Origin of the sequence: Cohnella boryungensis, assembly GCF_042651945.1 — a bacterium.
Lineage (GTDB): Bacteria > Bacillota > Bacilli > Paenibacillales > Paenibacillaceae > Cohnella > Cohnella boryungensis.
In genome coordinates this window covers 314913-339463 of record NZ_JBHSED010000003.1, presented here as the reverse complement: position 1 = coordinate 339463, position 24551 = coordinate 314913, and the positions used below count along the sequence as shown (strand labels likewise).

Sequence of the window (24551 nt, the reverse complement as noted above, 5' to 3'; positions counted from 1 at the left end):
TGGATTCTTGACCGCGAAGCAGGCTCCGCCTAACGGCCGTTTTTCGCTTGCTCGAAGAAGTCCGGAGCGCCCACCTGTCCGCCCTTCAGCACGAGCTCCAAGCCGTCCAGCCCGGCTTCTTCAGAGGTAGCGCGGCATAGCGGAGCGCCCGGAGTCAGCGCCGCTATGCATTCCAGGGCCTCGATCCCGAGCTCCCGGGTCACATAGCCGGACGTGTCTCCGCCCGCGATTACCAGTCTTCGCAGCCCTTTGCTCAAGACGAGCTCACGAGCAAGCGAGCCCAGCACGGAGCCGAGCAAGCGGCTGCTGTCTTCCGGGCGATAACCCTGAGCCGTCAACGCCTCTCTGAATTGTCCGATGCTGGCGTCCTCCGGTCCCTCAGCCGAATAGAGCAGCACGCTCCTTCCCTCGTCCAAGCGATCGGCCGCTTCCTGCAGCAGCCGCTGCCGAGCTTCCGCCGCTTGCTCGGGATCGATGAGCCGATCCACAGGAACGCGGATACCGGCAAAGCCGGCATGAACGGCCCTGCCGATCTGTCCCTCGGTTACGGGCGAGCAGCTCCCGGATACGACGAGCAAGGCGTCTACGGCCGACACATCCGATGATGCCGCAGCCGGCGGTCGGGTGATGCCCTTGGTCTCCCAGTACGCGCCAAGGGCATATTCCACCCCCGAGGAGCCGATGACGAACATCCCCTCATCGCTCGCGGAGGCTTCTTGCCAGATCAGCTCGCCAACCGTTCGCAGTCTTTCATCGTCCAGCACGTCGAACAGAACCAGATCGGGGTTCTCCGCGGCGATGAGCATCTCCAGACGCTCACTCGCTTCCTCCGGCGTACCGGTCAGCGCCAGAATGTCCATCAAGCCGACGCTCAGATCGGTCTGCGCCGCAAGATGCTTGCGCAAATCCGCTTCCTTCATCGGCGTGATCGGATGACGGGACATCGTCGGATGGCGATCCAGCCGATGAACCTGCGCCCCCGCCGCCGCAAAGTGGTTGCCGAACAGCGTGTAGCGGCCGAGATAAGGCACGCCCGCCACCAAAGGCGCGTAACGGCCGGGAAACGCCTTAAGCCCGATTTCCGCCGCCGTGCCGATATTGCCGATCTCCGGAGAGGAATCGAATGTGGAGCATATCTTGTAATGGATAACGGCCGCATCCGCCCGCTTCAGCGTCTCGAACAGCGGAGTCAGCTCCCGGGTCGCCTCCTCCGGCGTGAGCGAGCGGCCAACGCCCGCGACACCGAAGGCTTCCCTGTCGGAGAAGCGTCCCTGCAGCTGCTCCTCGGTTGGCGGCTTCAGGAAAAGCACGGTCCTCACTCCGGCATGAAACAACGACTCAAGCACGTCCGTAGACCCCGTAAAGTCATCCCCGTAGTAGCACAGAAGCCTGGCATGCCGCCGATCGTTGCCCGACTGTGTCGTCATTGCCGATCAGCCCCTTCCGTATTTCTCGATCGCCCGCTGCAAGGCCGGATGAGATTTGGCGTATTCGGCCATAGGAATGCCTTGAACCGCCGCTTCCCAGCCCTGCTTCATGCTGTCGAAGCCCGCCGCCGCACCGTCCGGGTGAGCGAGAATGCCCCCGCCGGCCAGATGCATCACATCGACCGTCTTCGTCGCCTCGTAGGTGGCCTGAGCCGTGCCGGCCCATTGCGCGGAGGAGACGACCGGCATCGCGGCGTAGCCTCCGTACATCGGTGTCGTGCACGCCGTAATCGAGCGAACGACGGATTCGTTGCTCTCGTAGAACTTGCTGTTCAAGCCGTTCACGTGCAGCTGGTCGGCTCCCGCCAGCCGGCATAGCTTCTGGTAGGCCGAGAATTCAAAGCCCAGCTCCGGACAGCGCGTCAGCATGCCCCACTGGTTGCGGTGACCGTGAATCGGCACTTCGCTGTACGAGTTCAGATGAGCCAGTCCCGCCAATCCGACGCTCATGATGCTGACCATCACGCAATTGCCCCCAGCCTGGACGACAAGATCGTGGTTGCGCTTCATTTCCTCGATATCGCCCGTAATGTTGAAGGCATACATGATTTTTTTGCCGGTTGCGTCCGCCGCCCGTTCAACCGCCTCCATGACGGCTTTCACCTTCAGCTCCAGAGGGGCGTAAGGCGGGTTGGCGTTCAACTCGTCATCCTTGATGAAATCAAGCCCGGCCTCGGACACGTCCATAATCATCTGCTGCAATTGCTCCATCGGAAGGCCGATGCTCGGCTTGACGATCGTGCCCAGAATCGGGCGGTCGTACACGTTCGTCAGCCTGCGCGTGCCTTCGATTCCGAACTTGGGCCCGGGATAACGGGCCGCGAAGGCGTCTGGCAGCTCCAGATCGACCAAGCGCAAGCCGGACAGCTCCTGCAGCTCATACAGATTGCCTGCGATGGCGGACATCAGGTTCGGGATCGAGGGTCCGAAATTATGCAGTGGAAAAGAGATCGTCACCAGTCCCTGGCGATACAGCCCATCGTGCTGCGGCGGCGTCTTGGAGCCCGGCAGCGACGGCCTGTCGCGCGTCTCCAGCGCAACGATCTTCTCCACGCGCGCGCCATGCTTCTCCTTCAAGCTGTCCGTTTCCCCCGGCACGGCCGTGAACGTACCCGTGGATTGCTCTCCGGCAATCACTTCTGCGGCACGCTCTAGGGAATACGGCGTCTCGACTAAATAAACGGCTTGTACTCTATTCGAATCCACACGCGTTCCTCCGTTCTGTCGTCCGTCCCTTAGGACGGATTGCTCTCTAGCTGCTTGAGCACCGATTTGACCTGCTCGACGCCAAGGCGCGGACTCGACAGCACCGGCTTGCCCGTCGCTTCTCTCAGGCTTTGCTCCATGCGCGCCATCGAGCCTTGCGCCAGCACGAGCACATCCGCCTCCTCGCATACCCGCTTAGCCGTCTCCAGCAATATCCGGTCGTGCTCCTCCGGCCGGCCGCCGACCAGCGCGTCGAAGGCGCCTTCCGCAAGCCCGTTGACCAGAACAACCTCCTTGCCCAGCAAGTCCGCTTCCTTGCGAATCAATCGCAAGGTCGGCTCCAGCGTGGAGGGCAGCGTCGCCAGCACGCCGATTCTGCCGTACTCGGCTGCCGCCTTGGCCGCCATGGACTGATCGATCTTGACAATCGGAACGCCGATCAATCCGCGCGCCTGATCCGCCACCTCGCCGACGGAGGAGCAGGTATTAAGGATGACGTCCGCCCCCAGCTCTTCGGCATGGTGGTAATACTGAACAAGCCGCCTGGCGACCCCCTCGGGGATGCGCCCGGCCTTGACGACATCGCCGATCAGGCTGTCGTCGATAATATTGACAAGCCGGATGTCCGGCAAAACCTCTTTGAATACCGCCTTAAGCGGATCGGCCAGCCCTTGGCCGGTGTATATGGCAACAACCGTTTTCATTTGCACGCGCCTCCCTCGTCTCTCTTCCGTTTACCAGACCAGCTCGTTCTCGATACGGCGCAAGGCGCCTTCGCGCATCGGAGCTTTATCGAACACCTTGCGTCCATTGTAGAACGGATGCTCCGTTCCGGCAGGAGAGATGCCAATAACGTCGTCTCCGCGCCATTCCGTCTCGAAGATTTGACCGATCGCGTTCTCGATCGTCTTGCGGCGCGACAGCGGGAATTCTATCGTGATCACCTCTCCCGCGACGGCGCGGCCAAGCAGCAGGAAATGCTCGCCTACCCAGCGGCTCGGCTCGTTGCCCTTGCCTTCCTCGATCTTGCCGTCAAGCTCGCGCGTGAAGCGAACCTTCGCAAAGCCGGCCCACTCCGGAATTCTCACCTGCAGTCTGGCGATATCCTGATGAACGCGCAGGACCAGCTTGCCTTCGTGCGGCAGATAGCTTTCTACATCGAGCCAGACGGAGCCCCGGTTCAGCAGGAAGTTCACGCTCACCGTCCCCCGCTTCTCCGTGATCGTATTGCTCCAGCCCATATACAGTCCTCTCGTGCCCGATCCCAGACAGCAGATTTGCAGATCGTTCGTATGTCCCCGGCCATGGTTCACGTTGCAGCAGAAGTCATTCGGGGCGGAATAGCCCGCAAAGGCGCCGCGCGTTCTCTGGGCGATGTTGCGGTACGTAATGTATCCGGGAACTTCCTTGGAGAGATCGTCGGTTTCCTTGACCCAGCCCATCTCCAGCAGCTGCGATTCCGCCAAGTGATTGCGGATAAACTTCTCCACGACGCTCCAATATTTCGTATAGCCGCTTTGCGCCAGCGTAATACCCGTAGCGATGAGGTCGACCAGCGAGCAGGTTTCGTGCTCGTAAGCCTGTTCCTTCATATCTCCCGGCGTCCAGCCGAAAGTCGTGCACTGGGTCAGCGCCCAGGCGTAGCTTTTCTCCACGAAGCTGATCAGCGCCGCGTCTCCCTTGAAAGCGCCGAAGCGGGCAAGCGCGTCAAGCGTGCCGAGACGGGTATGGAAATGTCCGCTGCGATAAGCCAGCGAATCGTTGAAGCTGCCGTCGGCGTTAAACACGCCGCTGCGCTGCACGATCATGGCCGAGAAGAATTCGCAAAGCTCCAGCGCGTCCTCGTTGCCCGTCAGCTGATGGTATTTCAGCAGCGGCATAACCAGTCTTCCGCAGAACGCGGCAGGGTCAGGAGCCAAACGAAGCAGAATCGCGTTAGAGGACGGCCAGCCGCCTTCCTTATACTCGGAAGCCGGGTAGTACCATACGTCCTTCTCCTTGATCGCCACTCGCTTCAACGCCGCGACATGCTTGTCGGCGGTTTCCTTCACCTTCGGATCTCCCGTCGACATGTACCAGGTCGTCAGAGACAGAATGACCGCCCGCTGATCGATAAAGTTGGCGTTCGGCTCCCAGTTGAAATTCGGATTTGTCTGTCGATAGCTTAAGCCATCCTCCTTGAAGAACGTCAGCAGGTTCGCCCGGTATTTCTCCTCGATCTCCGTTCCGAACGTTTCTCCCGACATATGGCGCGCCAGAATCATCGCGTCGATCATCCGCCCGTGAGAGGAGCCGTAATCCCAGTCTCCGTGCGTCAGATTCGCCGGATTGCTCATGAGATTGGCTGCGAAAAAGGGAATGTCCTGATAGTCTCCGTCCGACATGCCCACAATCGCGTTCATCGCATGGGCCGCTCTTTGTTCCAAGGTTAACGTATCGGGTATTTGTCGTTTTTGCATCTGTGATCTCTCCCTAATTGTTATTCGTCGGTTGCTGCGAGTCCCGGAATTCCCCGATGGTCTTGCCTGTCTTCTTCTTGAAAATCTGACTGAAATACCGGTAATCCTCGTAGCCGACTCTTCTGGCAATCTCGTAATTTTTATCGTTGGAGTGCTTCATGTATTCGATAGATTTGGCAATGCGGTAATCGGTCAAATAGTCGACGAAGTTGTGCCCGGTCGTTTTTTTGAACAGCCGGCTCAAATAATCCGCGTTCAGAAACCGGCTTTCCGCAATCTGATGAAGCGACAGCGGCTGGGCATAGTGAACCTCGATCAGCTTCTGAATTTCCCTTACGATCTTCTCGCCCTGATTGGCCCCGGCCCGGTTGCCGTAAAAGGCGCGGATGGCGGGAAGGATGCGGCTGTCGAACAGGTAGCGGATCGATGCCGAATCGTTGCGCAGCTGCACCATCTCTACGTAGCTCAGCGGACCGCTTCCGACAAGCTCCTCCAGACTGCTCTGGGAAGCCTGCAATTGTCTTTCCAGCGCATGAATGAGCAGCGATGCGCTCTGCTGCAAATATTCAATCGACATTCCGTTCTCGGAGATCGCCCCGTAGAACCGGTCGAATTCCGCAATCGCCGCTTCCTCATTGCCCATTTGCAGCGCCAGCAGCAGCACTTCTTCTTTATCCTGCGGATATTTGTTGAGCGGAGCTCCCGCAGTCGCTTGGACCGGATATAGGATGGCCCCTTCGACGCCAAGCTTCCTGGCGGACAGACTCTGCCTCGCTTGCCTGTAACCGCCTGGGATGGCCGAAGCCTCCTTCAGAATCGCGCTCAAGCCGATGCTGTAGCTGACATTCGCTTGCTGTTTCAACAGATTTCTGACGATGGCGGCGAGCGTGTCCAGCTCCTTCTCCTTAAGCTTCTCGCCGGCGATGCATACGACGATTTCGCCCGTCTCCCCCGGTTTGGCCGTCAGCTCGTGCTCCCACGAGCCGTTCATATAGAAGCTCTTTTCCTGCCGAAGCTTGTCGTCCAGCAATCGGGCCAGCCGCTGCGTTTCGTAGCTCTCCCCGTAGCGGTCGGGCAGCGCGACAAATACGATGGCCTCTTGAAGGAGCCATCGCTCTGGCGGCTTGCCGCTTGCATCGGCCTCGGAGCCCGCTGCCCGGCTCTGCCGAAACAAAATGTGTCCCAGCCAGCTCTCGCCGTTGTCCTGCAGCTTCCTGCGGCGCTCCGCGTCCCGCTCGTCCAGATGGGCGAGCGCTTTGCGCAAGATCGACACAAGCTCCTCCTTCTTGACCGGCTTAAGCAAATAATCGAAGGCGTTATTGCGGATCGCTTCCTTCGTGTATTCGAAATCGGAATAGCCGCTGACGACGATGGTCAGCAGCTCGGGCAGATCCCGTCTCAGAAGGCCGAGCAGTTGCTTGCCGTCAAGGCCCGGCATGCGCATATCCAGAAATAACAGGTCGGGCTTGCGCTCGACGGCCATCTCGTAGGCGTCTCCGCCGTCCTCCGCCTCGCCGGCAAGCTCGATTCCCAGCTCCTCCCACGGGATCGACTGAATCAGTCCTCTGCGAACCCAGCGCTCGTCGTCCACAATCATGACTTGTCTCATCGCTTCAGCCTCCCCGTGTTGCGAGCGAAATCGTTCCGGACCTAGCCCTTCATCGATCCTGCCGTCAGTCCGTCGATAATGTAGCGTTGCAGGAACAAGTAAATCAACAATACCGGTGAAATGACGATAATCATAAACGCGAATACGACGCCCCAGTTCGTGCTGTACAGAGTAACGAAGTTAAACACCTGGAGCACAATGGTCCACTTGGTGCTGTCCGTGACCAGGTAGAACGGTCCGAAGAAGTCGTTCCACACCGAGACGATCACGACGATCGACACGGTCACCGACACCGTGCTGATCAGCGGCATAATGATCCGGAAGAACAAGCGGAAGTAGCCGCAGCCTTCAAGCAAGGCCGCCTCGTCCAGCTCCCGGGGAATGGACTTCATGAAACCGACGAGCAGGAACACGGCGAACGGAAGCAGCACGGCCGTATAATACATGATGATGCTGAAATAGGAGCCCTTGATGCCTAGGACGTCCATCAGCTTGATCGTCGGCACGATGGAGACCGGCACGATCAGACCTAGAATAAAGGCAAGGTAGGCGCCCTGCAGGAACTTGCCGCCGCGGCGCTGAATGATAAAGGCCGCCATCGAGGCGCAGACGTTAACCGACAGCACGACCAGACCGGAGATTAGAAAGCTGTTTTTGAAGCCCCGGAGAATGTTGTCTTGCTTGAATACCGCCTTGTAATTGTCGAACTCCCACACGGAGGGCAGCGACAGGCCGAACAAGGCCGATTCCCGTATGCCCTTGAACGAATTGATCAGGATCATGAAGAAGGGAATGAGAATCAACAGAGACAGCGCAATGACTACGATTTCAAGCGCAAGCCGCGAGCCGCTTCTTGTCATTACATCTCAACCTCCCTTTTCTTCATGAGCATCAGTACCGGCACTCCCACAATCGTCACGAAGAAGAACAGCAGCATATTGACCGCCGTGGCATATCCCATCTCCCCGGAGCTGAACGTGGTGCGAATGAGCGTATAGAATACTTCCGTCGTATAGCCCGGACCGCCTTCGGTCAAGACCATGACAATCTCGAACACCTTCATGGAATTGATCATGGCCAGCAATACGTTAACCGTGAAGGCAGGCGCCAGCAGCGGGAATACGATGTGCTTGAAGCGGCTCCAGTAGCTTGCCCCGTCGATGGAGGAGCTCTCTATCAAATCCTTGGGAATGAACTGCAAGCCCGCCAGATATACGACCATCGAGAAGCCGGCTACGCGCCAGATGTCCGTCACGATAATCGTGAACAAGGCATATTTCGGATCGTTCAGCCAGTCCTGCATCATGAAGTCCAGGCCGACCAGATCAAGGAACTTATTGACTACCCCGTGCTCGGGATGGTAGATTGCGCGGAAAATATAACCGATAACGAGAGGCGCGATCACATAAGGCATGAAAAAAATCATCCGTAGAACGTTCCGTGATTTCAGCTTCTCGTTCAGCATCAACGCCAGCGCGAGCCCCGTTACATTCTGGAGCACCGTTACCGCAACGGCGAATATGATCGTATTGATAAGGGCTTGTTTCAGCCTAGGCTCCTGGAATAGCTCTCTATAATTGTCCAGACCTATAAACTTGATGCTGTCCGCATTGATGTTCCAATCCGTAAAGCTGTAATAAATCCCGATAATCGTTGGCGTAATGAAAAACAGCAGGAAAATCGCAATTGCCGGAAATGAAAAATAAAGCGGGTATTTCAGCCGTTTCACGTCCACCCCTCCTTTCTTGACCAGAGCAAGGGACTGAATCGCTCGGTTAAAGTCCGAGCGAAGCCGTCCCTTGACTCTGGTGCACAGTACGTTTACTCGAAGCCTTGCAGACGCTTGGAATTGCCGTCTTTAACGTAATTGGTATCCATTTCTTTCAGAGCCGCATCGACATCGCCTTTGATGTGAAAGTTTTGCAGGATTTTGCCGAGGTCCAGGAACGAAGCCGTCAGACGGTTTTGCACGTTAACCATGGACTTGCCGTTGTTGATGTACTCTTGCACGGTTTGCTGCAACGGATACAGCTCGCTCGTCGCGCCCTTGTAGATCGGAATACCCGGCTGGCTGGCATAGAAAGTGTTGACGCTTTCGGAAGAGATCATGAATTTCACGAGCTCTTTCGCTTGCTCCAGATGCTTGGCCTTCGACGGAACCATCAATTGGTTCGGAGGCGTGATCATGGCAACTCCCGTATCGGTAGCCGAAGGGAATGGGAAGAATCCAACCTTGTCCGTGACGAACTCTTTGCCGAACTTCTTCTCCAGCTGCGGCAGAATGCCGTCCAGCATAAAGGTCATGGCAATCTTGCCTTCGCCGAATTCGTTTTGCAGCTCATCGAAGGTGCCCGACAGCGCGTTTTTCTGGAAGAAGCCCAGATCCTTCAATTCTTTGGACTTCACGAACAAATCCTTAAGCTCCGGAATATCGGACAGCTTCAGCTGATTCACGTTCAGCTTCTGTACGCCTTCCTCGCCAATTGCCGGATCGACTTGCGTTACCCAGCCTGTGAGGTAGAAGACTTGAGTCGGCCAGCCTTCTTTGACTGCTTCATAGAAAGGCGTGATGCCGGCCGCTTTGATCTTATTCGCGATCTCGATCAGATCGGCATAGTTTTTCGGAGGCTCTACGCCGGCTTTGGCGAATACGTCTTTGTTGTAGAACACGCCCATTTGGCCGGTTTTGCCGAAGGGTACGCCATACGCTTTGCCGTTCGGGTCCTTCTGGAATTGGTTGATGGAATCGATGATGTTGTCCCATACGCCAGCTTCGCCCGACCATTCATACAGCGTTTCTTCCGCTCTCAGCTTGACATACTGCTTCGTGCCCGGCTGCATAAGGAACACGTCCGGGAAGTCGCCGGTGGAGAAGCGGGTTTTCAGCATATTGTCGTAGTCTCCGCCCGGAAGAGCCTGCACTTCGACCTTGTTGCCCGTTTGCTTCTCGAATGCGGAGAAGATCGTGTTGTATGGCGTTACGTCCTCCGTGTTCGGAATAAGGAACGTCAAAGTAACCGGGTCTTTCGACTTCGACGGCTCAGCCGAAGGGCTTGCCGCAGAGCTGGCGGGAGCGCTTTCAGAAGAGCTCGCCGACGGGGAAGCCTTCTCGTTGTTTCCGCCGCACGCCGACAGCACGAAAGCGACCAGAAGTACAGATAATACGGAATACATCCATTTTGTTTTTTTCAATTGACGCCACCCTCTCAGTAGTAATCGCTTACAAACCGATTATATTGCAAACGCTTTCCTGTCCCCATTCACGTTTTTGACCTGTTATGTTGAAAATTCTTACCTCTCCGCTCGATTCGACAATTATTCTTCAAATGGCGGAAACAGCAGCATGATCGATGTGCCGACGCCTTTCTTGCTGTCCATGTGAAATTCGAATCTGTCGCCGAATCGAATAGCATAACGGGAATAGACGTTGGCAATGCCGATTCCGTTCTCTTGCGCCGGTCGGGGCTCGTTCATCTGCTGAATAGGCGGCCTCAGGCTTTCCCGGATTTCGTTCAGCCGCCTGTCCGAAATCCCCACGCCGTCATCCGCAACCGTCAGCCGGATGCGCGAATCCTCCTTCGAGACGGATATCGTAATCGTGCCTTTGCCCCTCTTGCGTTCGATTCCGTGAAAGACGGCATTCTCAACGAGCGGCTGCAGCGTCATTTTCAACAGGGAGGCGCTGTACAGCTCCTCGTCGATCTCCTGGCGGTACACAATCTTGCCCTCGAACCGGATGCTCTGGATGCGAAGGTACGAATCGATCTGCACAAGCTCCTCCTGCAGCGTCACGATTTCGTCCTTATTGTTGGTGTTGTAGCGGAACATATCCGCCAGAGACTGCGCCATTATGCTGATTTCCTCGACCTTGTAGTAGTCGGACATCGCGCGAATGCTGTCCAGCGTGTTGTACAGGAAATGCGGGTTAATCTGCGAATAGAGCATGGCCAGTTCAACCTCTTGAAGCTTGATCTGGTTCAAATACTTGGTCTCGATCAGCATCTGAAGCTCATCCTGCATCGCATTGAAGTTCATGCCTATTCTGCCGATCTCGTCGTTGCGGTCGACCTTCACCCGCAGGGAGAAATCTCCGCGCTTGATACGGTTGACGGTTTTGTACAAATTCAGAATCGGCTGTGTGATCCGTTGGCCGAACAGAACGGAAATGAAGAAGGTGATCACGAAGGCGAGAAGCGCCGTCAAAATAACCGTTGTTTTGATTTTGTCCAACGAGCCGAAGATTTCCTCTCTCGGTGTGACGAGAACGGCTTTCCAGGCGGAATAACCCGACTTCGTATAGGAGGCGAGCATTTTGTCGCCGTCCACATTCATCCAGAACTTGCCTTCGCGGCCGGTCACCCGATCCGTCAGCTCCGCCGCCAGTCCGGTATCGGTCGAATCCCCGGATTCGTAGATCATCCGGCTGTTCTCGTCCAGGATCACGATTTTGCTGCTGAGCGACAGATCGTCGTTCTGACCGATGCTGCGGAATAGACTGGTTCTGTATTCGGCGCGAACGACGATGAACCGGTCCGGATTGGAGTAATCCCGAATCAGGATTGACGACGCATAAGCGGCGACCTCCGCGTTTTTCTCATCCGCCTGCTGGGGGATGGAGCCGCTGAAGAACACCTCGCCATCCTTGGCCACCGTCTCCCGAAACCAGTCCGAATTGCGCACCTGGCTGGGCGTCCACGGCTTTCGGGCATCCGAGGAACTGAGCAGCTCTCCGTTGTTATAGTAGATTTGGAATCGAATGAAGTCCCGGATCGGAGTCACATTAAAGCTCTTGAGATAGAGATCGCCCAGCCGCTGGCGGAATTGAAACTTCTCCTGGTCGTTCATCTCGATGTAACGGTTAATGCCGTCGATATAGGTCTGATCGTTATAAGGAGCCAACAGCAAGTTCCGCTTGCTGTGAAAATCGTTGTCCATGTTGTTCTCGATCTGCCGGACGAGCTGGAGACCGGCGGATTCCACCCGTTCCGACATGGTCGTATAGGAAATATAGAATGAAACGAAGCCGACCAGCGTTATACTCAGAAGAATCACAATAAAATAGCTCAACAAAAGCACGGTGCGGATACGCACAGCCGACCCACTCCTCCCATAGATTGCGCTTACTCGATTATATACGACAATGCCGAGCAATCAAGTTAGCGCCTTCAAGCGGTAGCGAAGGGAAGGTCGGTTAAGAGAAGGATTCGATTCGGTGAAAGCTGAGGAGCTGCGAAGCCTCGAAGCGAGGATAATACGGGTAAGTTAATCGGCTAACTCCGACGCATATATGCGGGTGAAGTTAGCCGATTTTTCGAACGTCTCGGTGGAATTCCGCCTTTCTGGCCTTCTGGCAACCGAGGCTTGCCGGATGCTTGCTTTATTTCAGGAACAACTCAATGACAGGTACGCTCACGTTCGGCTTCTTCACCGGAAGCTTCAGCGTCAGCGTGTTCGCAGGACGGCCTTCGTCGAACGCTCCCGCTTCCATGCTCATCCGCTGCTCGCCTTCCACCATGCGAATTTCGGAAGCATCATGCAGCAGTTGCGCATACGCGACCCGACCCGAGAACTCCGGCAGATGCACCTGCTTGAATGGCCATGCGAATAAGTGCAGGTATAACCGATTGCTCTCCGGGTTATACGTGTACCGGCAATCCGGCGGGCACGCATACTCCTCCGGCGCCGCCGTGCAGCCGTAGATGGAGCGGCTGTGCCGTCTCATCCACTGCCCCATCCCTTTCAGCCGATCTACCGCACGCTCGTCAATTTCTCCGCGTCCCGTCGGTCCAACGTTGAGCAGCAGGTTGCCTCCCTTGGCGACGGTATCGATGAGCATCTGCAGCAGCATGTCCACGCTTTTCCAGGATTCCTCATCGCGATAGTATCCCCATGAGCCGCTAAATGTATGACACGCCTCCCAGACGGTGCGCTGGCCGTTCAGCTTGATCCACTCCCGCGGCTGATACTGCTCCGGCGTCGTAATGTCGCCCGGAATGCCCAGACGGTCGTTCACCAGAATGTTCGGCTGCAACTCCCTAACCATCTGCATGAATCTCTCGCTCTGCCACTCTTCCTTGCCCTTGGCCGCGAAGCCTTCCTCCGGCGGTATGGAAAAGTCCAGAAACAGCACGCCGATGTCCCCGTATTCCGTAAGCAGCTCCCGCGTCTGGCCGAACATGTAGTCTACATATTTGGAAAAATCCCGCTGCTTGCTCTGTTCCACGAATGCAGGATCGTAACGCTGCGGATGCTTGACGTCCACGGTGTAGTGATCATGATGCCAATCCAGGAGCGAATAGTATAATCCCGGAGTAATGCCTTTTCCCCGAAACGCCTCCAGCATCGGGCGCAGCAGGTCGGAGCCCGCCGGCGTGTTCGTCGCTTTATAGTCCGTCAGCTTGGAGTCCCACAGGCAGAACCCTTCGTGATGCTTGGCCGTTACGACCATATATTTCATTCCGGCATCTGCAGCGAGATCGGCCCACAGCTCGGGGTCGTACAGATCCGGATCGAATCTGCGAAAATACTTGTCATACTGCGCGTTGTTCAGGAATTCGCGCCCTTTCATCCATTCGTGCCGCGCCCCAAGCGCATAGAGTCCCCAATGAATGTACATGCCGAATCGGGCTTCCGTAAACCACTTTGTTCGTTCCTCCGCCATGGCCGAGTTCCTCCTGTCCTCAACTTCTGTTCTGCCGCGCCTATTCTGCTGCTCCTTAACTTTCCCTGCCTGTCCCGGTCGCCTTATTGCCGATAAGCTTGCCGAATGAATGCGAGGCATTCCTCAACCTCGTCAGGCTGCAGGTGCTCCAAGTAAAGCACCGCGTCGGGCATCGTCCTCGTCAATCGGTCGGCAACGAGCTCCCATTGCATTAGGCCGGTGCCGGCGCGCGGCGTGTGAATTCCTTTTGCCGTATAGAGGGTATCCTTGGCATGAGCAATGACGCAGTGAGGCGCAATCGCATCAAAAATAACGTCCAGCGCCTCTTCCTGTCGCTTCAAATCGGCCTCCTTTATGTAATTAAAGGGGTCCATGACGAGCCCTAGCCCGGCGGACGGCAGCTCGCGAATCAGTCTGGCTGCCCGCTCCGCAGTAGATAGTACGTTATTCACATAACCTTCAAGCAATAGCGTGACCCCATTGCTGGCCGCTCTAAGCCGCAGCCGCTCTGTGACGTGAAGCAAGGCGTCCCAGGCCGCCTCAGTGTCGTTGTCCGGATGGTGGCCCCATGGGTTCGTCGGATGGAGGCTGCCGGTTTCCGTGGCAATGCAGCCTGCTCCGAAGGATGGACACAGTTCAATCATCTCCTCCATCTCCTGCAAATTTGCCTCCCGCCGTCCCGGATCGGGATCCAGCAAATTCATATACCCCGACAGGACAGGGATTGAAATTCCTTGCTGCTGAAACACCTTCCGAATATGCTCCGCCTGCCTGATGCCCATCCTGCCGTCCCCGTCCAGCAATCCCTTCTGCCGGGGATCGACCTGGGCAAAGGCAATGCCGTGCCCGTTAATGGCAGCCGCCATTTCCTCCGCCGACGAATTTCCGTATACGTAGCTCATCATGCCTATAATAGGACCTGCATCTCGCTCATTCATCGTCCTCGCCGCCCCTCATTAGTTCTTCACGGTGGACTACGCGATTCTCCCGACTGGAAATGACCATCGCCGATGTAAGAGCAATCGTATTGTAGTTGTCTTCCGGGGTTACGGGACAAGCTTCTCCGCGATCCAGCGCGGTAATGAACGCCGCCATCGATCCGGCGAATCCGTCCGGGAACCAGGAGCCCTTGATCCGGATTTCATGAACGGTGGAGCCTTCTCCGGCCAACGAGACGTAGAGCTTGTCATGACCGCCCCAAATGCTGCCTGCCGTACCGTCCACCCACCATGTGTAGCTATGGGATGTTGTCGCCCTGACAATGTTGTTGAATTGCAGCGACGCCATAAAAGAATGCCGACCGCCGTCGGGACCGAAAGCGATGTTGGCCGAGTAAATAAGCGGATCGACCGCATTTTGCCCCGGCAATACGGCGGTCAGGCAGTTCACGCTGCTCCATTCCTCCTGCCCCGCATAAGCCGACTTGCTAATGTTGCGGCACAGGTCGATATAATGAATGCCGTGGTCGGCTATATTGAAATCGTTCATTGTGGTCCACCACATGCCGGGCTGGTCTTGATAGGCGCGCATGACGTGCTGGACGCTATAAATCTGGCCCGCCAGTCCTTGATCCACCAGAAGCTGGAGCGCTTTGTGCGCAGGCGCCCATCTGGCCTGATGGTTAACACCGAGAACAATTCCGTTATCCCGGGCAAAGTCGCCCAGTTCACGGGCCTGCTGCAAATTCAGCGCAAGCGGCTTCTGGCAGAGCACAGGTCTCGGCGCCTTCGCCACCTCTCTCAGCAAGGGTAGCCGAGCGGGATAATGCACGGCCATATCGATTACCTTGACATCATCGCGGGCCAGCAGCTCTCTGATATCCGTCGTCCAGAACGGAATACCGAATTTCTCGGCCGTAGTCCGCGCCGCATCCGCATTGACGTCACAGCACGCGACAACGGGAAGGTTCAGCTTCCGGTACGCGGGCAGATGAGCCTGATTGGCGATCGTGCCGCAGCCGACAAGTCCGATGCCGTATTTGCCGGCGTCAACAGAAGGATCAAGCTTCGGCAAATAGTGTTCCGGTTTTAACCATTCCATGTGCTCCACTCCCTAAGTCTCGCTGCTCTCGAACAGCCAATCCAGCGATTGCAAGCTGCTGACGCCGTCAAGATTGCGCGGTTTCATTGGTTGATTTCCCTTGACGATCCCCGCGATCAAATAAGAGCCCCGACCGAAGAGAAGAGTATGCCGCCCCGGCTCATAACGAAATGCATGCACATGGACCGATGGATAGAAGAAGACGCCAATTCCGTTCTTCAGAACCGGAGACAGCCCGCCCCGATCGTCGGCGTGCGTATTCTCCTCCAGGCTAGGCACCTGCAAATACTCGGAATCGGCGGAATTGAAATAGCCTACCAGAATCAGCGCATGCTCCTTCAACTCAATGTCGATGGCGACACCTTCCTTCGCCGCCTGCTCGCGGCTGAAGCGGATGCCCGTCAAACCGTCCAGCTCTTCGGCTACCGCGGATGCCGTAACGTTCCCGTCTATAAACAGCCTGGACTGTTTACACAATGTGTAGGTTTCTGCATACGGAGACAGCAGCGAGAAATCGGCCTCTTCATAACGTTCGACAGCTTCGTCGACTGCCTGCGCCGGCAAGACGCCCGACTTCAGCGCCTGCACGTTATCGGTGAAAGAGCGGAATTCCTGTTCGTAGGCCGGCAGACATTCCCGCCAATGCGCGAATTTCTCGCCGTTGGGAAAGGGCACCTTGCGTTGCGGCGTCTGCATGCTGTTCGCATAGAGATAAGTTTCGCTTGTCAGCTTTGCAAGCGCCCGGTAGTTTGCCAGACTCTCCCGGAACAGCGGCACGGCTTTCTCCAGCAGTTCCGGATATTTGAGAAATTGACCATCCGCGCGCTGCTTGTAGCGAAGAATCTCGATAGCCGCCCGCACTTTGAACGTATAGGCACGCGTCATCAACCCGATCGCCTCGACATCGGTTGCGATACGCCCGAATTCTTCGACATTCTTGGTCACATGAGCTCGTGCCCTTCTGACCGCCTCCTCCGCTCTGACGGCATGGGCGTCGACGTTATCGGCAATATCCACGGGCGTCTCCCCGATATGCGCCTCTCCGCGTCCCTCCCGCTCCATGAACAATTGAAGGCGTTCGCCCTGCGGCGCTTGCGACTCCCACAGTTCCCTCCATGGGCCGTAACGGTCTGGATTCGTTAATTGGCTCATCGTCATGCCAAGGCTCATCGTCTGACGATTGCCTTCCGTAATGCCGAACCTGCGCAGCAGCTTAGGCGCGCATTCTCCGGCATGTTCATAGGCATCCAGAATGGCTTCTCCCGCCTCAGGACTGCCGTAGCGCTGAGCGAACTGCTGAATCCAGTATTGGCGCTCCAGCTCTGGATTCAGATCGGGCTGCCAGGCGTAACGGAACCAGGCGGCGAACCAGATCCAGTCGCGATCAAGCTGCTTCAGCCGCGGCACAGCGGCATCGGGAGAATAAGGCCAATCCCAATAAAAGAGCGGATATAGATGAATGCCGTTGCACCCGAGCCGATATTTGGCCGCCTGGACGCACTTCTGAATAAATGAAGGCGAACCGAATCGGAACGGCTCCAGATTGGCCAATATATGCACATTGAACAAGTGAACCGAACCCAGAGAACCCAAATGCCGGTGCGTATCTTGCCAATTGCCGCGCGGCGTAAACGTCGTAAGCGATTCTCCGTTGTACTTCGCTTCGGTGAATAGATTGGCATAATTCGGAAGCGCGGCCTCCATCACCTTCTCCGAAGGAATCGCATGCGCTCGCACGATGATCGGCGGCAGCTCCTTCAGCTCTAAATCCTTGAGCCCCTCGTTCACGCCGGCCAGGATCGTCTCATTGAACCATTCCACACCGTACAGCGCTCCCTGCAGCGCCTCCCCCAAACATACCATCAGACCAACATTCGGAAAGCTGCGGATGAAGGCGGATATCGAGGCGATGTAATAATCGCTCGTGAGCGGCAGCGGCTTCGGCTGATGCAGATCAAGACCGTGCTTTTCCGCGAACGGAAGCGGAATATGAATGTTGTAAAATTTCAGAACGAGCCATATGCCGCGTCGGTCGCATTCCTCTGCCAGCCAGCGGAATGTCTCGACGTTAAGCGCGAACTCCTCTTCCGTAACCTCCATCGCTTCCGGATAAGGAGCCAATTTAACAAGCGAGGAGAACGGATGACCGGACCAAATATAAATGACATTGCAGCGGTATTCCAGCAGACGGTCCAAATATTCCAGCCACAGCTCCTTGTCGTAAAACCAGGGGAAACGGCCGCTCGTAATCGGATACTCGTAAGTCCGCCGAGGCGGCTCCACTTTCGTCAGCTGCAACGGCACGACAGGACCGCGCAATTTCATCGATGGGGCATCCCCGTAGGCAAGCTCCGCAGGGAGGCCGCCGTTGCGGACGATTCGGTTGGCCAACTCCTGGCAGCCGTACAGAACCCCCGTGTCGCTGCCCCCCGACACTACAATCAGATCGCCCGGGAGGGAGGCGAGGTAGAACCCTTCTCCTTCAGGTTCAGCGGTATGATAGAGCAGCACCTCATTCTGCTCCAGCTCTCTAATGAACTCGCTCTCGTATCTGTTGCCGATTGCGATTTTGGGGCCGTCAACCTTACGGTAATTGAATATGCTCCACTCTTCGGCGCTGCATACTGAAACCCCGGTCTCTCGAAGGGCAGTATCCAGCAATTGCGCAGCCAAAGTAATCCGGCTGCTTGCCGCCTTCGGTACGGCCATATGAGTCGTTGTCATGTGAAACGCTCCTTCTCCATCCAGTCCGGGAAATCCACCCCGTCAGCGGCAGGCATCCCATTTTCTCCTTGACCGTACGAGGTGTTTTCCCGGATCGCTTGGTTTATTTCAAATACTTGGCATAGATCGACAGCGCCTCTTTCAAGCCGACCTTCTCCAAATCTTTCAAATAATTGTTCCAAACCTTGTCGTCGCTAACGTCGACGATCCCCATCGCAGCCTTCGTAGCGAATTGAAGCGCAACATCCTCCAGCGCGCTGACGCGCGTATTGATCATCTCCGTCTCCTCATCCGTAAGAGGCGCGCTTTTCGGCATCAGGTTAAACATGTCCGCGTTCTGCTCCATCGCTTCCTTCTTCTTCAGATACCCTGCATCGGACTTCATGAAGTCCGCGCTCTGATTCAGCCACCAGTCGAATCCGAACTGCTCCGCTACTTTCTGGCGGTCAAGCCCTTCCTTATATTTGATTCCGTCGCCTTCCTTCACATAAGTGACGTTCTCCAGTCCCGCCTGATGGAACAGTTGGCCTTCCGGAGTCGCGCCCCATTCGATATACTCCAGCAGCTTCTGCAGCTTCTCCGGCTCATTGGCCAGCTTGCTGCTGAACACGGGACCGAACAAGGAGAAGTTGACGGGCTTGAATTCCAGCGCCGGCTTGTCCGTCGCGCTCGGCAATGAACGCGCATAGTCCCATTGTCCCCCAGCTATGTCAGTCAGCGCATAAGTGGGATCTACCGTATGGCTCGCATATTGGAAATCGATCAGCACTTGGCCGTTCAACCGCTTCGCCTTCCACTGATCCTGCGTGAGCGTTGCAAATTCCTTTTCCAGCAGGCCTTCCTTATACAGCTTGACGATGAACGTCAACATGTCGCGATGCTTGGATGAAGCCATGTTCCATACGACCGCGTCCCCTTCGTCCGGATCGTTCCAGAAGCCCCGTGTATATACGTTAAGCGGATTGCGGAAGGCCTGACGGAAGCCGTTCATCATATTTTTAACGCCATTGTTGTCCGTCCCCCCTCGAACGCCGATGCCTACGGATTCCGGGTATGCCGTCTTCAACGCTTTCAGCGCTGCGTACAATTCATCGGTCGTCTTGGGAAACGTCGTAATTCCAGCCTTATCGAAAGCGTCCTTCCGGTAAACCCATGTCATCGGATCGTTGCTGGCCGTATTCGGCAGCATGTACAGCTTTCCGTTCGTACTTGCAAAATCGAGCAGTAATTGCCAATCCTCGTCGGAGAACAGCGCGCGGTAGTTCGGCAGCTTGTCGATGTAGTCGCCGATCGGCAGCAAATAGCCCGAGGTCGCCCATTTCGCCACGCTAGAAGGGCTGTTCATGTTCGGGATGAAATCCGGATAGTCTCCGGAGGCAAACATAACATTATATTTTTCAATCCCAGCGGTAAGCGGAATGGACTGAAAATCCCATTTCATACCGAAACGCTTTTCCACTTCCTGAATGTAGGCGTTCGGAATTTCATTGGGCGGATACTTGGGCATGCTTGCGACAGACAGCTCAATCGGCTTGTCCTCCGCAGCGCCGCTGCTTGCCGTCGACTGCCCCGTGCTCGTTGCCGCAGAACCGGCCTTGTCGTTACTCGAACTGTTGCAACCCGCCAATACTCCCATTGCCAAACCTATCGTTGCCGCAATCAGAAAAAATCGCTGCTTCTTCATTTGCGAAATCCCCCTCGAATAATGATCTCGTGTGCATTAAGTCCATTCCCCAAGCTTGGCAAGCAGGTTAGGCATCACCGCCTTTAAGAATGATGAGAGTGTCCGGCTCCGAACGTTATGGCGATGCTCAGCCTTTTAATGAACCGATCATGATGCCTTTGACAAAATATTTCTGGATAAACGGGTACACAATCAGCATCGGCGCGATCGAAATGACCAGCGTAGCGTACTGTACGCTCTCCGGCGTCAGCTTGGAGCTCATATCTTCCGCAAGCGCGGCGTTACCCTGGGAGGCCAACTGCTCGGCCAGCGTACTCTGCAGCACAATTTCTCTAAGCAGCAACTGCAACGGGTAATTGTCGTAGCTGCGCAAATACAGCATGGCGGAGAAGTAGGAGTTCCAATGGCTGACGCCATAGAACAGAGAAATGGTGACGACAGCGGCCATCGACAGCGGCAGCACAATCCGTACAAGGGTCTGAAGCTCGCCGCAGCCGTCGAGCTTGGCCGCTTCCTCCAGTTCCACAGGAAAGCTTTTGAAGAACGAGATCATAATAATGAGCCACCATGAGCTGATGAGCACCGGAATGGTAACGGCCCAGATCGTATCCATCATTCCGAGCGACTTGACGAGAAGAAACTGCGGTACGATCCCCCCGGTGAAAAACATCGGCATAATGCAGAAGATGAGGAAAAAGGGACGAAACAGCAAATCCTTTTTCGATAACACGTAAGCCGCCAACGTCGTAAAAAAGATATTGAGCAGCGTGCCGGAAACCGTAATGAGCACCGAATTCAGAAACGATTTGGGAATGTGGACGTTTTCGAGCAGAATCGTACGGTAGGCGGACAGATTGAAGTTGGACGGCAGCAAGCCGACCTTGCCCCGCACAATATCCACCGGATCGCTGAACGAAATGGAGACGACGTGCAGAAGCGGCAGCAGCGTCGCAAGCAGCACGAACGCCATGACCAATTGAACGACGGCATCCAGCAGCCTGGAGCTGACCGACTTGTCTTTTACCATAAGCTCTCGTTAGCCACCTTTCTTGCCACATAATTGGCTGTGACGAGGAACAGCAGGTTCACCAGCGCATTGAAAAGATCAACCGCCGCCCCGAAGCTGAAGTCCAATTCGACGAGTCCGCGCCGATACACGAAGGTGGAGAAAACGTCCGCCGTTTCGTAAGTAAGCGAGTTATACATCAGAATTATTTTTTCAGACCCGACGCTGAGCACACCCGACATATTGAGAATGAGCGTGATGACGACTACCGGCTTAATGGCCGGGAGCGTAATGTGCCACATTTGCCGCAGTCGCGATGCTCCGTCGATGACGGCCGATTCGTATTGCTCCGCATCGACCTTCGATAACGCCGCTAAATAAATAACGGCGCCCATGCCCATCGATGTCCATATGCCGGAGCTGACGAACAGGAAGCGGAACCAATCGGCATTAGCCATGAAGTAGATCGGTTCAAGTCCGATTTTCGTCAACATTACATTAACGATACCGTTACTAGGAGAAAGCACCATCTTCATCATGCCGATCACGGCGACGATGGACAGAAAATAAGGCAGGTAGCTGACCGTCTGAACAAAGCTTTTGTAAAATTTCCTTCTTAATTCATTCAGCAGCAGCGCGAACATAATCGGAATCGGAAAACCGAACAGCAATGCATAGAAGCCCAGCAGAAACGTATTTCTGAGCAATTTCCAGAAGAAAGGCCCGTTCACGAACGCCTTGAAATGATCCAGACCGTACGCCCCCGCCCAAGGCGCGTTAAGCACAGTCTCTAGAAACCCTTGTCCTTCCTGCATGCGGAAGTTTTTGAAAGCAATGAGCACACCGTAAATCGGGATATAGTTGAATACTAAAAAGTAAACCAGAGCAGGAAGTAGCAGCAACAGCAGCACTCTTTGCTTTAGGAACCTCCTGCGCAGGTCGATCCCGATTCCTCCTCGCCCCGCAGTGCTATCTTTCATATTGAACTCCCCCCTGGATGCTTGCGCTGCGACTGTTTTGGTAGCGCTATCACGATTCACCTTATCGTCCAGGACTTCTTTCGTAAAGGAACAGTTCATTCCCGTCACACCATTCATTTGAAAGCGATTTCATTCGATTGCGGCATTCTCTTTATTCCGGCACCCATTTGATTTCGGACACCCATTTGTTCTGAAATCGGCAGATTTGTCCCCCTGTACGCCAATAAATACGGCCGACCTTTCTGCACGATTGCGCGCAATAGGGTCGGCCTTGGGCTTTGACTAAACTACGCCGCAGACGGCTTAATACGTTAACGCTCGTTCAACTACCGGCCGCAACTTCCAGGTTATTGCGGTATGACGTCGGCTGCACGCCGAACGACCTCTTGAACGCTCTGCGAAACGACTTGTCGCTGCTGTATCCGACGCGAATGGCAATCTCCTGTATCGGCAGCTGGGAGCCCTTGAGCAGCACACGCGCTTCATCGAGGCGAAGCTGCTCCAAATATTCGGAGAACGCAACGCCCATATACTCCTTGAAAAACGTGGATACGGTGCTTTCTGCCTGTTTGAATTCATTGGCTAACGCGCACAGGCTGAGATTGTTGTCCGTATAGTTCGCCAAGATATAGGCTTTCATATTTTGCAGCGTGGATTGATGCTTCGCGCTTCTCTGCTGCCTGATGCCGTCGCAGATCGCCAATAGCTTCTCCTTGATAGGACGGAAATCAAGCTCGGTATCGTCTGAGAGGTTATCCGGGAATTTGTGGCTTGCTCCCGGCGTTTCAGGAGAAAATTGCACCTGCTCCGACAGCTTCTGCATCGTGCCCTCGATTTCGGAATAGAGCTGTCGCGCGCGCCATACGCTAAGCTGCCGGCGCTGAAAATTTTCCAGCTCCAGATGCTCAAGCAGACGCTCAAGCCCTTCGGTATCCCCTGTCTTAATATTGTGGATCAGCTTGTGCTCGATATCCAGCGGATAATAATAATGACCGGATTGGCGGCTGATGCTGCCAAAGCAGATCGGCTTCATCGAGACGTCAGGGTCCTGAACGTCCAACGCTTGACAGGCTTCATTATAGGAGCGCCAGAGATCCATCCCGCTGCTGTACATTTGGCCGACACCAATCGATGCGGCCAGTCCGTATTCCCCCAGCAGCTTCCGCTGCAGTTCTTCCAGTCGAATAAGGAACGAATTCATGCGCTCCTCCGAGGCTGTGCCCGGGAATGAAAACAGCGCGGCGAGCCTTCCGGCTTTGAGATCGTGAACATGGCACACTTCGGACAATTGCTGCGACAATACCCGAAGCAAGCGTATCTGTTCCGCTCCCTCTTCGCCAACTGCAAAGTCCGACTGATGCAGCTTGATTACCGCTGCGCCGACAGTCCCTTCCGCCAGCGTAATTTGCGCCTGATCCAGATAGCTGGACATCTCCCGCTCGCTGTTGAAGCCGCTTTTGAGCAGCCGCTCAAAGCAAGCCGATTGCAGCATTGGCAATTGCTGCCCCATTCTCACATTCATAAGCTTGTTGTCGCTCATCATCTTGTAGAAAGTCGACTTGAGCAAGTCCATCTCGCTTCCTCTGCGGTCGGCGCTATGATCTCCGCCCGCAAACTCCTTGATGGCCCCAACCAGGTCGGCAATCGGCTTGCTGTTCCGATAAGCCAGCAGCAGCGCGAATAGACAGCCCACTACGAGCACGATGGCGGCGAACATCCAGTTGATCCGCTTAATATATTCGGCCTTGGAGAACACGGCGTCAGCGGGAAGACCGACTTGATACGTCCAGCCGCTTGCCGGAGAACGCTTTGTCGTGAGGAACATTTCTGTGCCGTCTATAACGGGCCTTGAGCCGTTCTGCGTAATTTCGGCAATGGCTTCGGCCGACGCTCCCTTGGCGGTCGATACGATCACTTCCTGACGATCGTTCAAAATATGCGCAAAAGCGCCTTCATCGACGACGAGACGCTTGAACAGACTGACGATCGTTTGCTCGTCTATGAGGATGATAATCGCGCCGTCGACATGCTTCTTGTTGCCCTCTGGAAGCGCGCTGACATAAGCCAGATAGTTCCCGGGAGAACGTCCGCTCCGCACATCTTCCAGCCTCAGAAACTGATTCGTCCGACCGTCGGAGATCACGCCGTCCAGCCATTGCCGAAACGGCGCGCCGCCCACGGACAACGTCGACGTCGCCATTCTTTCAATTTCATTCCTGGAAATAACGGCATCGCTTTGACGAAAATAGACGAACAGCCCGGAGAAAAACTGGTTCGTCGACAGCAGGCTAAGCTCATTGCGCTGCAGCTGCGCAAACCGGTACAAGGATTCGGCCGACCACGAAGGCTCCGCCGTAATCATCAGATTAAGCACCTCCGAATCCAACGACAGCAGCGCTACCGTATCCCGTATTTCCGACAGCAGCCGGTTCAGCGCTTCCTCGCTCTGCTCCAATACGGTCAGGTTGAGCTGCGCGGCATCCTCCCGCACGACTTGTACAGTCTGGTTGTAGGCGTAAAATCCGACGGTCAGCGGAATCAACAGGACGAAAAAATAAGACAGCAGAAATTTGCCGAACAGCTTATTCTCTCTAGGCTTGCGAGTCGGCCATATAGTCATCGTCGTTCCCCCTCACGCGGCAATAACACGCACCCTCATGATGCTTCGCCGAATATGATGTATCCGCTTACATAA

Annotated in this window: 17 protein-coding genes; all 17 read right to left on the bottom strand. The window is 55.6% G+C overall.

The window, feature by feature from the left end; all coding sequences use genetic code 11:
• Nucleotides 1-29: 29 nt before the first annotated feature.
• Nucleotides 30-1427 (bottom strand): four-carbon acid sugar kinase family protein, encoded by a 1398-nt coding sequence (locus ACFO1S_RS02755; RefSeq protein ID WP_204600770.1) that lies wholly within the window; start codon nt 1425-1427, stop codon nt 30-32.
• Between the two features lie 6 nt (nt 1428-1433).
• The gene (locus ACFO1S_RS02750; protein ID WP_204600771.1) at nt 1434-2693 is read right to left on the bottom strand and encodes a ribulose-bisphosphate carboxylase large subunit family protein; all 1260 of its coding nucleotides are present in this window, start codon (nt 2691-2693) and stop codon (nt 1434-1436) included.
• 29 nt (nt 2694-2722) lie between these two features.
• Nucleotides 2723-3397 (bottom strand): aspartate/glutamate racemase family protein, encoded by a 675-nt coding sequence (locus ACFO1S_RS02745; protein ID WP_204600772.1) that lies wholly within the window; start codon nt 3395-3397, stop codon nt 2723-2725.
• A gap of 30 nt (nt 3398-3427) precedes the next feature.
• Entirely contained in the window at nt 3428-5152 is a 1725-nt protein-coding gene (locus tag ACFO1S_RS02740; protein ID WP_204600773.1) for a hypothetical protein, read from the bottom strand.
• Nucleotides 5153-5165: 13 nt separating this feature from the next.
• Nucleotides 5166-6761, bottom strand: coding sequence for a response regulator (locus tag ACFO1S_RS02735; RefSeq protein WP_204600774.1), 1596 nt, complete (start codon nt 6759-6761; stop codon nt 5166-5168).
• A gap of 41 nt (nt 6762-6802) precedes the next feature.
• Nucleotides 6803-7621, bottom strand: a complete 819-nt coding sequence (locus tag ACFO1S_RS02730; protein WP_204600775.1) for a carbohydrate ABC transporter permease — start codon at nt 7619-7621, stop codon at nt 6803-6805.
• Nucleotides 7621-8490, bottom strand: coding sequence for a carbohydrate ABC transporter permease (locus tag ACFO1S_RS02725; RefSeq protein ID WP_204600776.1), 870 nt, complete (start codon nt 8488-8490; stop codon nt 7621-7623). The genes ACFO1S_RS02730 and ACFO1S_RS02725 overlap by 1 nt, the downstream gene beginning before the upstream one ends.
• A 92-nt stretch (nt 8491-8582) precedes the next feature.
• Nucleotides 8583-9953, bottom strand: coding sequence for an ABC transporter substrate-binding protein (locus tag ACFO1S_RS02720; protein ID WP_204600777.1), 1371 nt, complete (start codon nt 9951-9953; stop codon nt 8583-8585).
• Nucleotides 9954-10076: 123 nt separating this feature from the next.
• Nucleotides 10077-11852 (bottom strand): sensor histidine kinase, encoded by a 1776-nt coding sequence (locus ACFO1S_RS02715; RefSeq protein ID WP_204600778.1) that lies wholly within the window; start codon nt 11850-11852, stop codon nt 10077-10079.
• 286 nt (nt 11853-12138) lie between these two features.
• Complete coding sequence (locus ACFO1S_RS02710) at nt 12139-13542, bottom strand: alpha-L-fucosidase (protein WP_204600779.1); 1404 nt, start codon at nt 13540-13542, stop codon at nt 12139-12141.
• On the bottom strand, nt 13506-14360 hold the full coding sequence (locus ACFO1S_RS02705; protein WP_204600780.1) for a sugar phosphate isomerase/epimerase family protein: 855 nt from the start codon (nt 14358-14360) through the stop codon (nt 13506-13508). The genes ACFO1S_RS02710 and ACFO1S_RS02705 overlap by 37 nt, the downstream gene beginning before the upstream one ends.
• Entirely contained in the window at nt 14353-15462 is a 1110-nt protein-coding gene (locus ACFO1S_RS02700) for a Gfo/Idh/MocA family protein (protein WP_204600781.1), read from the bottom strand. Before ACFO1S_RS02700 ends, ACFO1S_RS02705 begins: the two co-directional genes overlap by 8 nt.
• 12 nt (nt 15463-15474) lie before the next feature.
• A complete protein-coding gene (locus tag ACFO1S_RS02695) occupies nt 15475-18186 on the bottom strand; it encodes a hypothetical protein (protein ID WP_204600782.1) in 2712 nt (903 codons plus the stop codon).
• A gap of 103 nt (nt 18187-18289) precedes the next feature.
• The gene (locus ACFO1S_RS02690; RefSeq protein WP_204600783.1) at nt 18290-19870 is read right to left on the bottom strand and encodes an extracellular solute-binding protein; all 1581 of its coding nucleotides are present in this window, start codon (nt 19868-19870) and stop codon (nt 18290-18292) included.
• Nucleotides 19871-19997: 127 nt separating this feature from the next.
• On the bottom strand, nt 19998-20897 hold the full coding sequence (locus ACFO1S_RS02685; protein ID WP_204600784.1) for a carbohydrate ABC transporter permease: 900 nt from the start codon (nt 20895-20897) through the stop codon (nt 19998-20000).
• On the bottom strand, nt 20891-21856 hold the full coding sequence (locus ACFO1S_RS02680) for an ABC transporter permease (protein WP_378126189.1): 966 nt from the start codon (nt 21854-21856) through the stop codon (nt 20891-20893). Before ACFO1S_RS02680 ends, ACFO1S_RS02685 begins: the two co-directional genes overlap by 7 nt.
• Nucleotides 21857-22178: 322 nt before the next feature.
• A complete protein-coding gene (locus ACFO1S_RS02675; protein WP_204600785.1) occupies nt 22179-24476 on the bottom strand; it encodes a helix-turn-helix domain-containing protein in 2298 nt (765 codons plus the stop codon).
• Between the last annotated feature and the right edge of the window lie 75 nt (nt 24477-24551).

Coding starts and splice junctions, on each gene's coding strand:
- ACFO1S_RS02755 (WP_204600770.1), bottom strand. CDS start 1,427: ATGACGACACAGTCGGGCAACGATCGGCGGCATGCCAGGCTTCTGTGC.
- ACFO1S_RS02745 (WP_204600772.1), bottom strand. CDS start 3,397: ATGAAAACGGTTGTTGCCATATACACCGGCCAAGGGCTGGCCGATCCG.
- ACFO1S_RS02740 (WP_204600773.1), bottom strand. CDS start 5,152: ATGCAAAAACGACAAATACCCGATACGTTAACCTTGGAACAAAGAGCG.
- ACFO1S_RS02735 (WP_204600774.1), bottom strand. CDS start 6,761: ATGAGACAAGTCATGATTGTGGACGACGAGCGCTGGGTTCGCAGAGGA.
- ACFO1S_RS02730 (WP_204600775.1), bottom strand. CDS start 7,621: ATGACAAGAAGCGGCTCGCGGCTTGCGCTTGAAATCGTAGTCATTGCG.
- ACFO1S_RS02710 (WP_204600779.1), bottom strand. CDS start 13,542: ATGCCTCGCATTCATTCGGCAAGCTTATCGGCAATAAGGCGACCGGGA.
- ACFO1S_RS02705 (WP_204600780.1), bottom strand. CDS start 14,360: ATGAATGAGCGAGATGCAGGTCCTATTATAGGCATGATGAGCTACGTA.
- ACFO1S_RS02700 (WP_204600781.1), bottom strand. CDS start 15,462: ATGGAATGGTTAAAACCGGAACACTATTTGCCGAAGCTTGATCCTTCT.
- ACFO1S_RS02695 (WP_204600782.1), bottom strand. CDS start 18,186: ATGACAACGACTCATATGGCCGTACCGAAGGCGGCAAGCAGCCGGATT.
- ACFO1S_RS02690 (WP_204600783.1), bottom strand. CDS start 19,870: ATGAAGAAGCAGCGATTTTTTCTGATTGCGGCAACGATAGGTTTGGCA.
- ACFO1S_RS02685 (WP_204600784.1), bottom strand. CDS start 20,897: ATGGTAAAAGACAAGTCGGTCAGCTCCAGGCTGCTGGATGCCGTCGTT.
- ACFO1S_RS02680 (WP_378126189.1), bottom strand. CDS start 21,856: ATGAAAGATAGCACTGCGGGGCGAGGAGGAATCGGGATCGACCTGCGC.
- ACFO1S_RS02675 (WP_204600785.1), bottom strand. CDS start 24,476: ATGACTATATGGCCGACTCGCAAGCCTAGAGAGAATAAGCTGTTCGGC.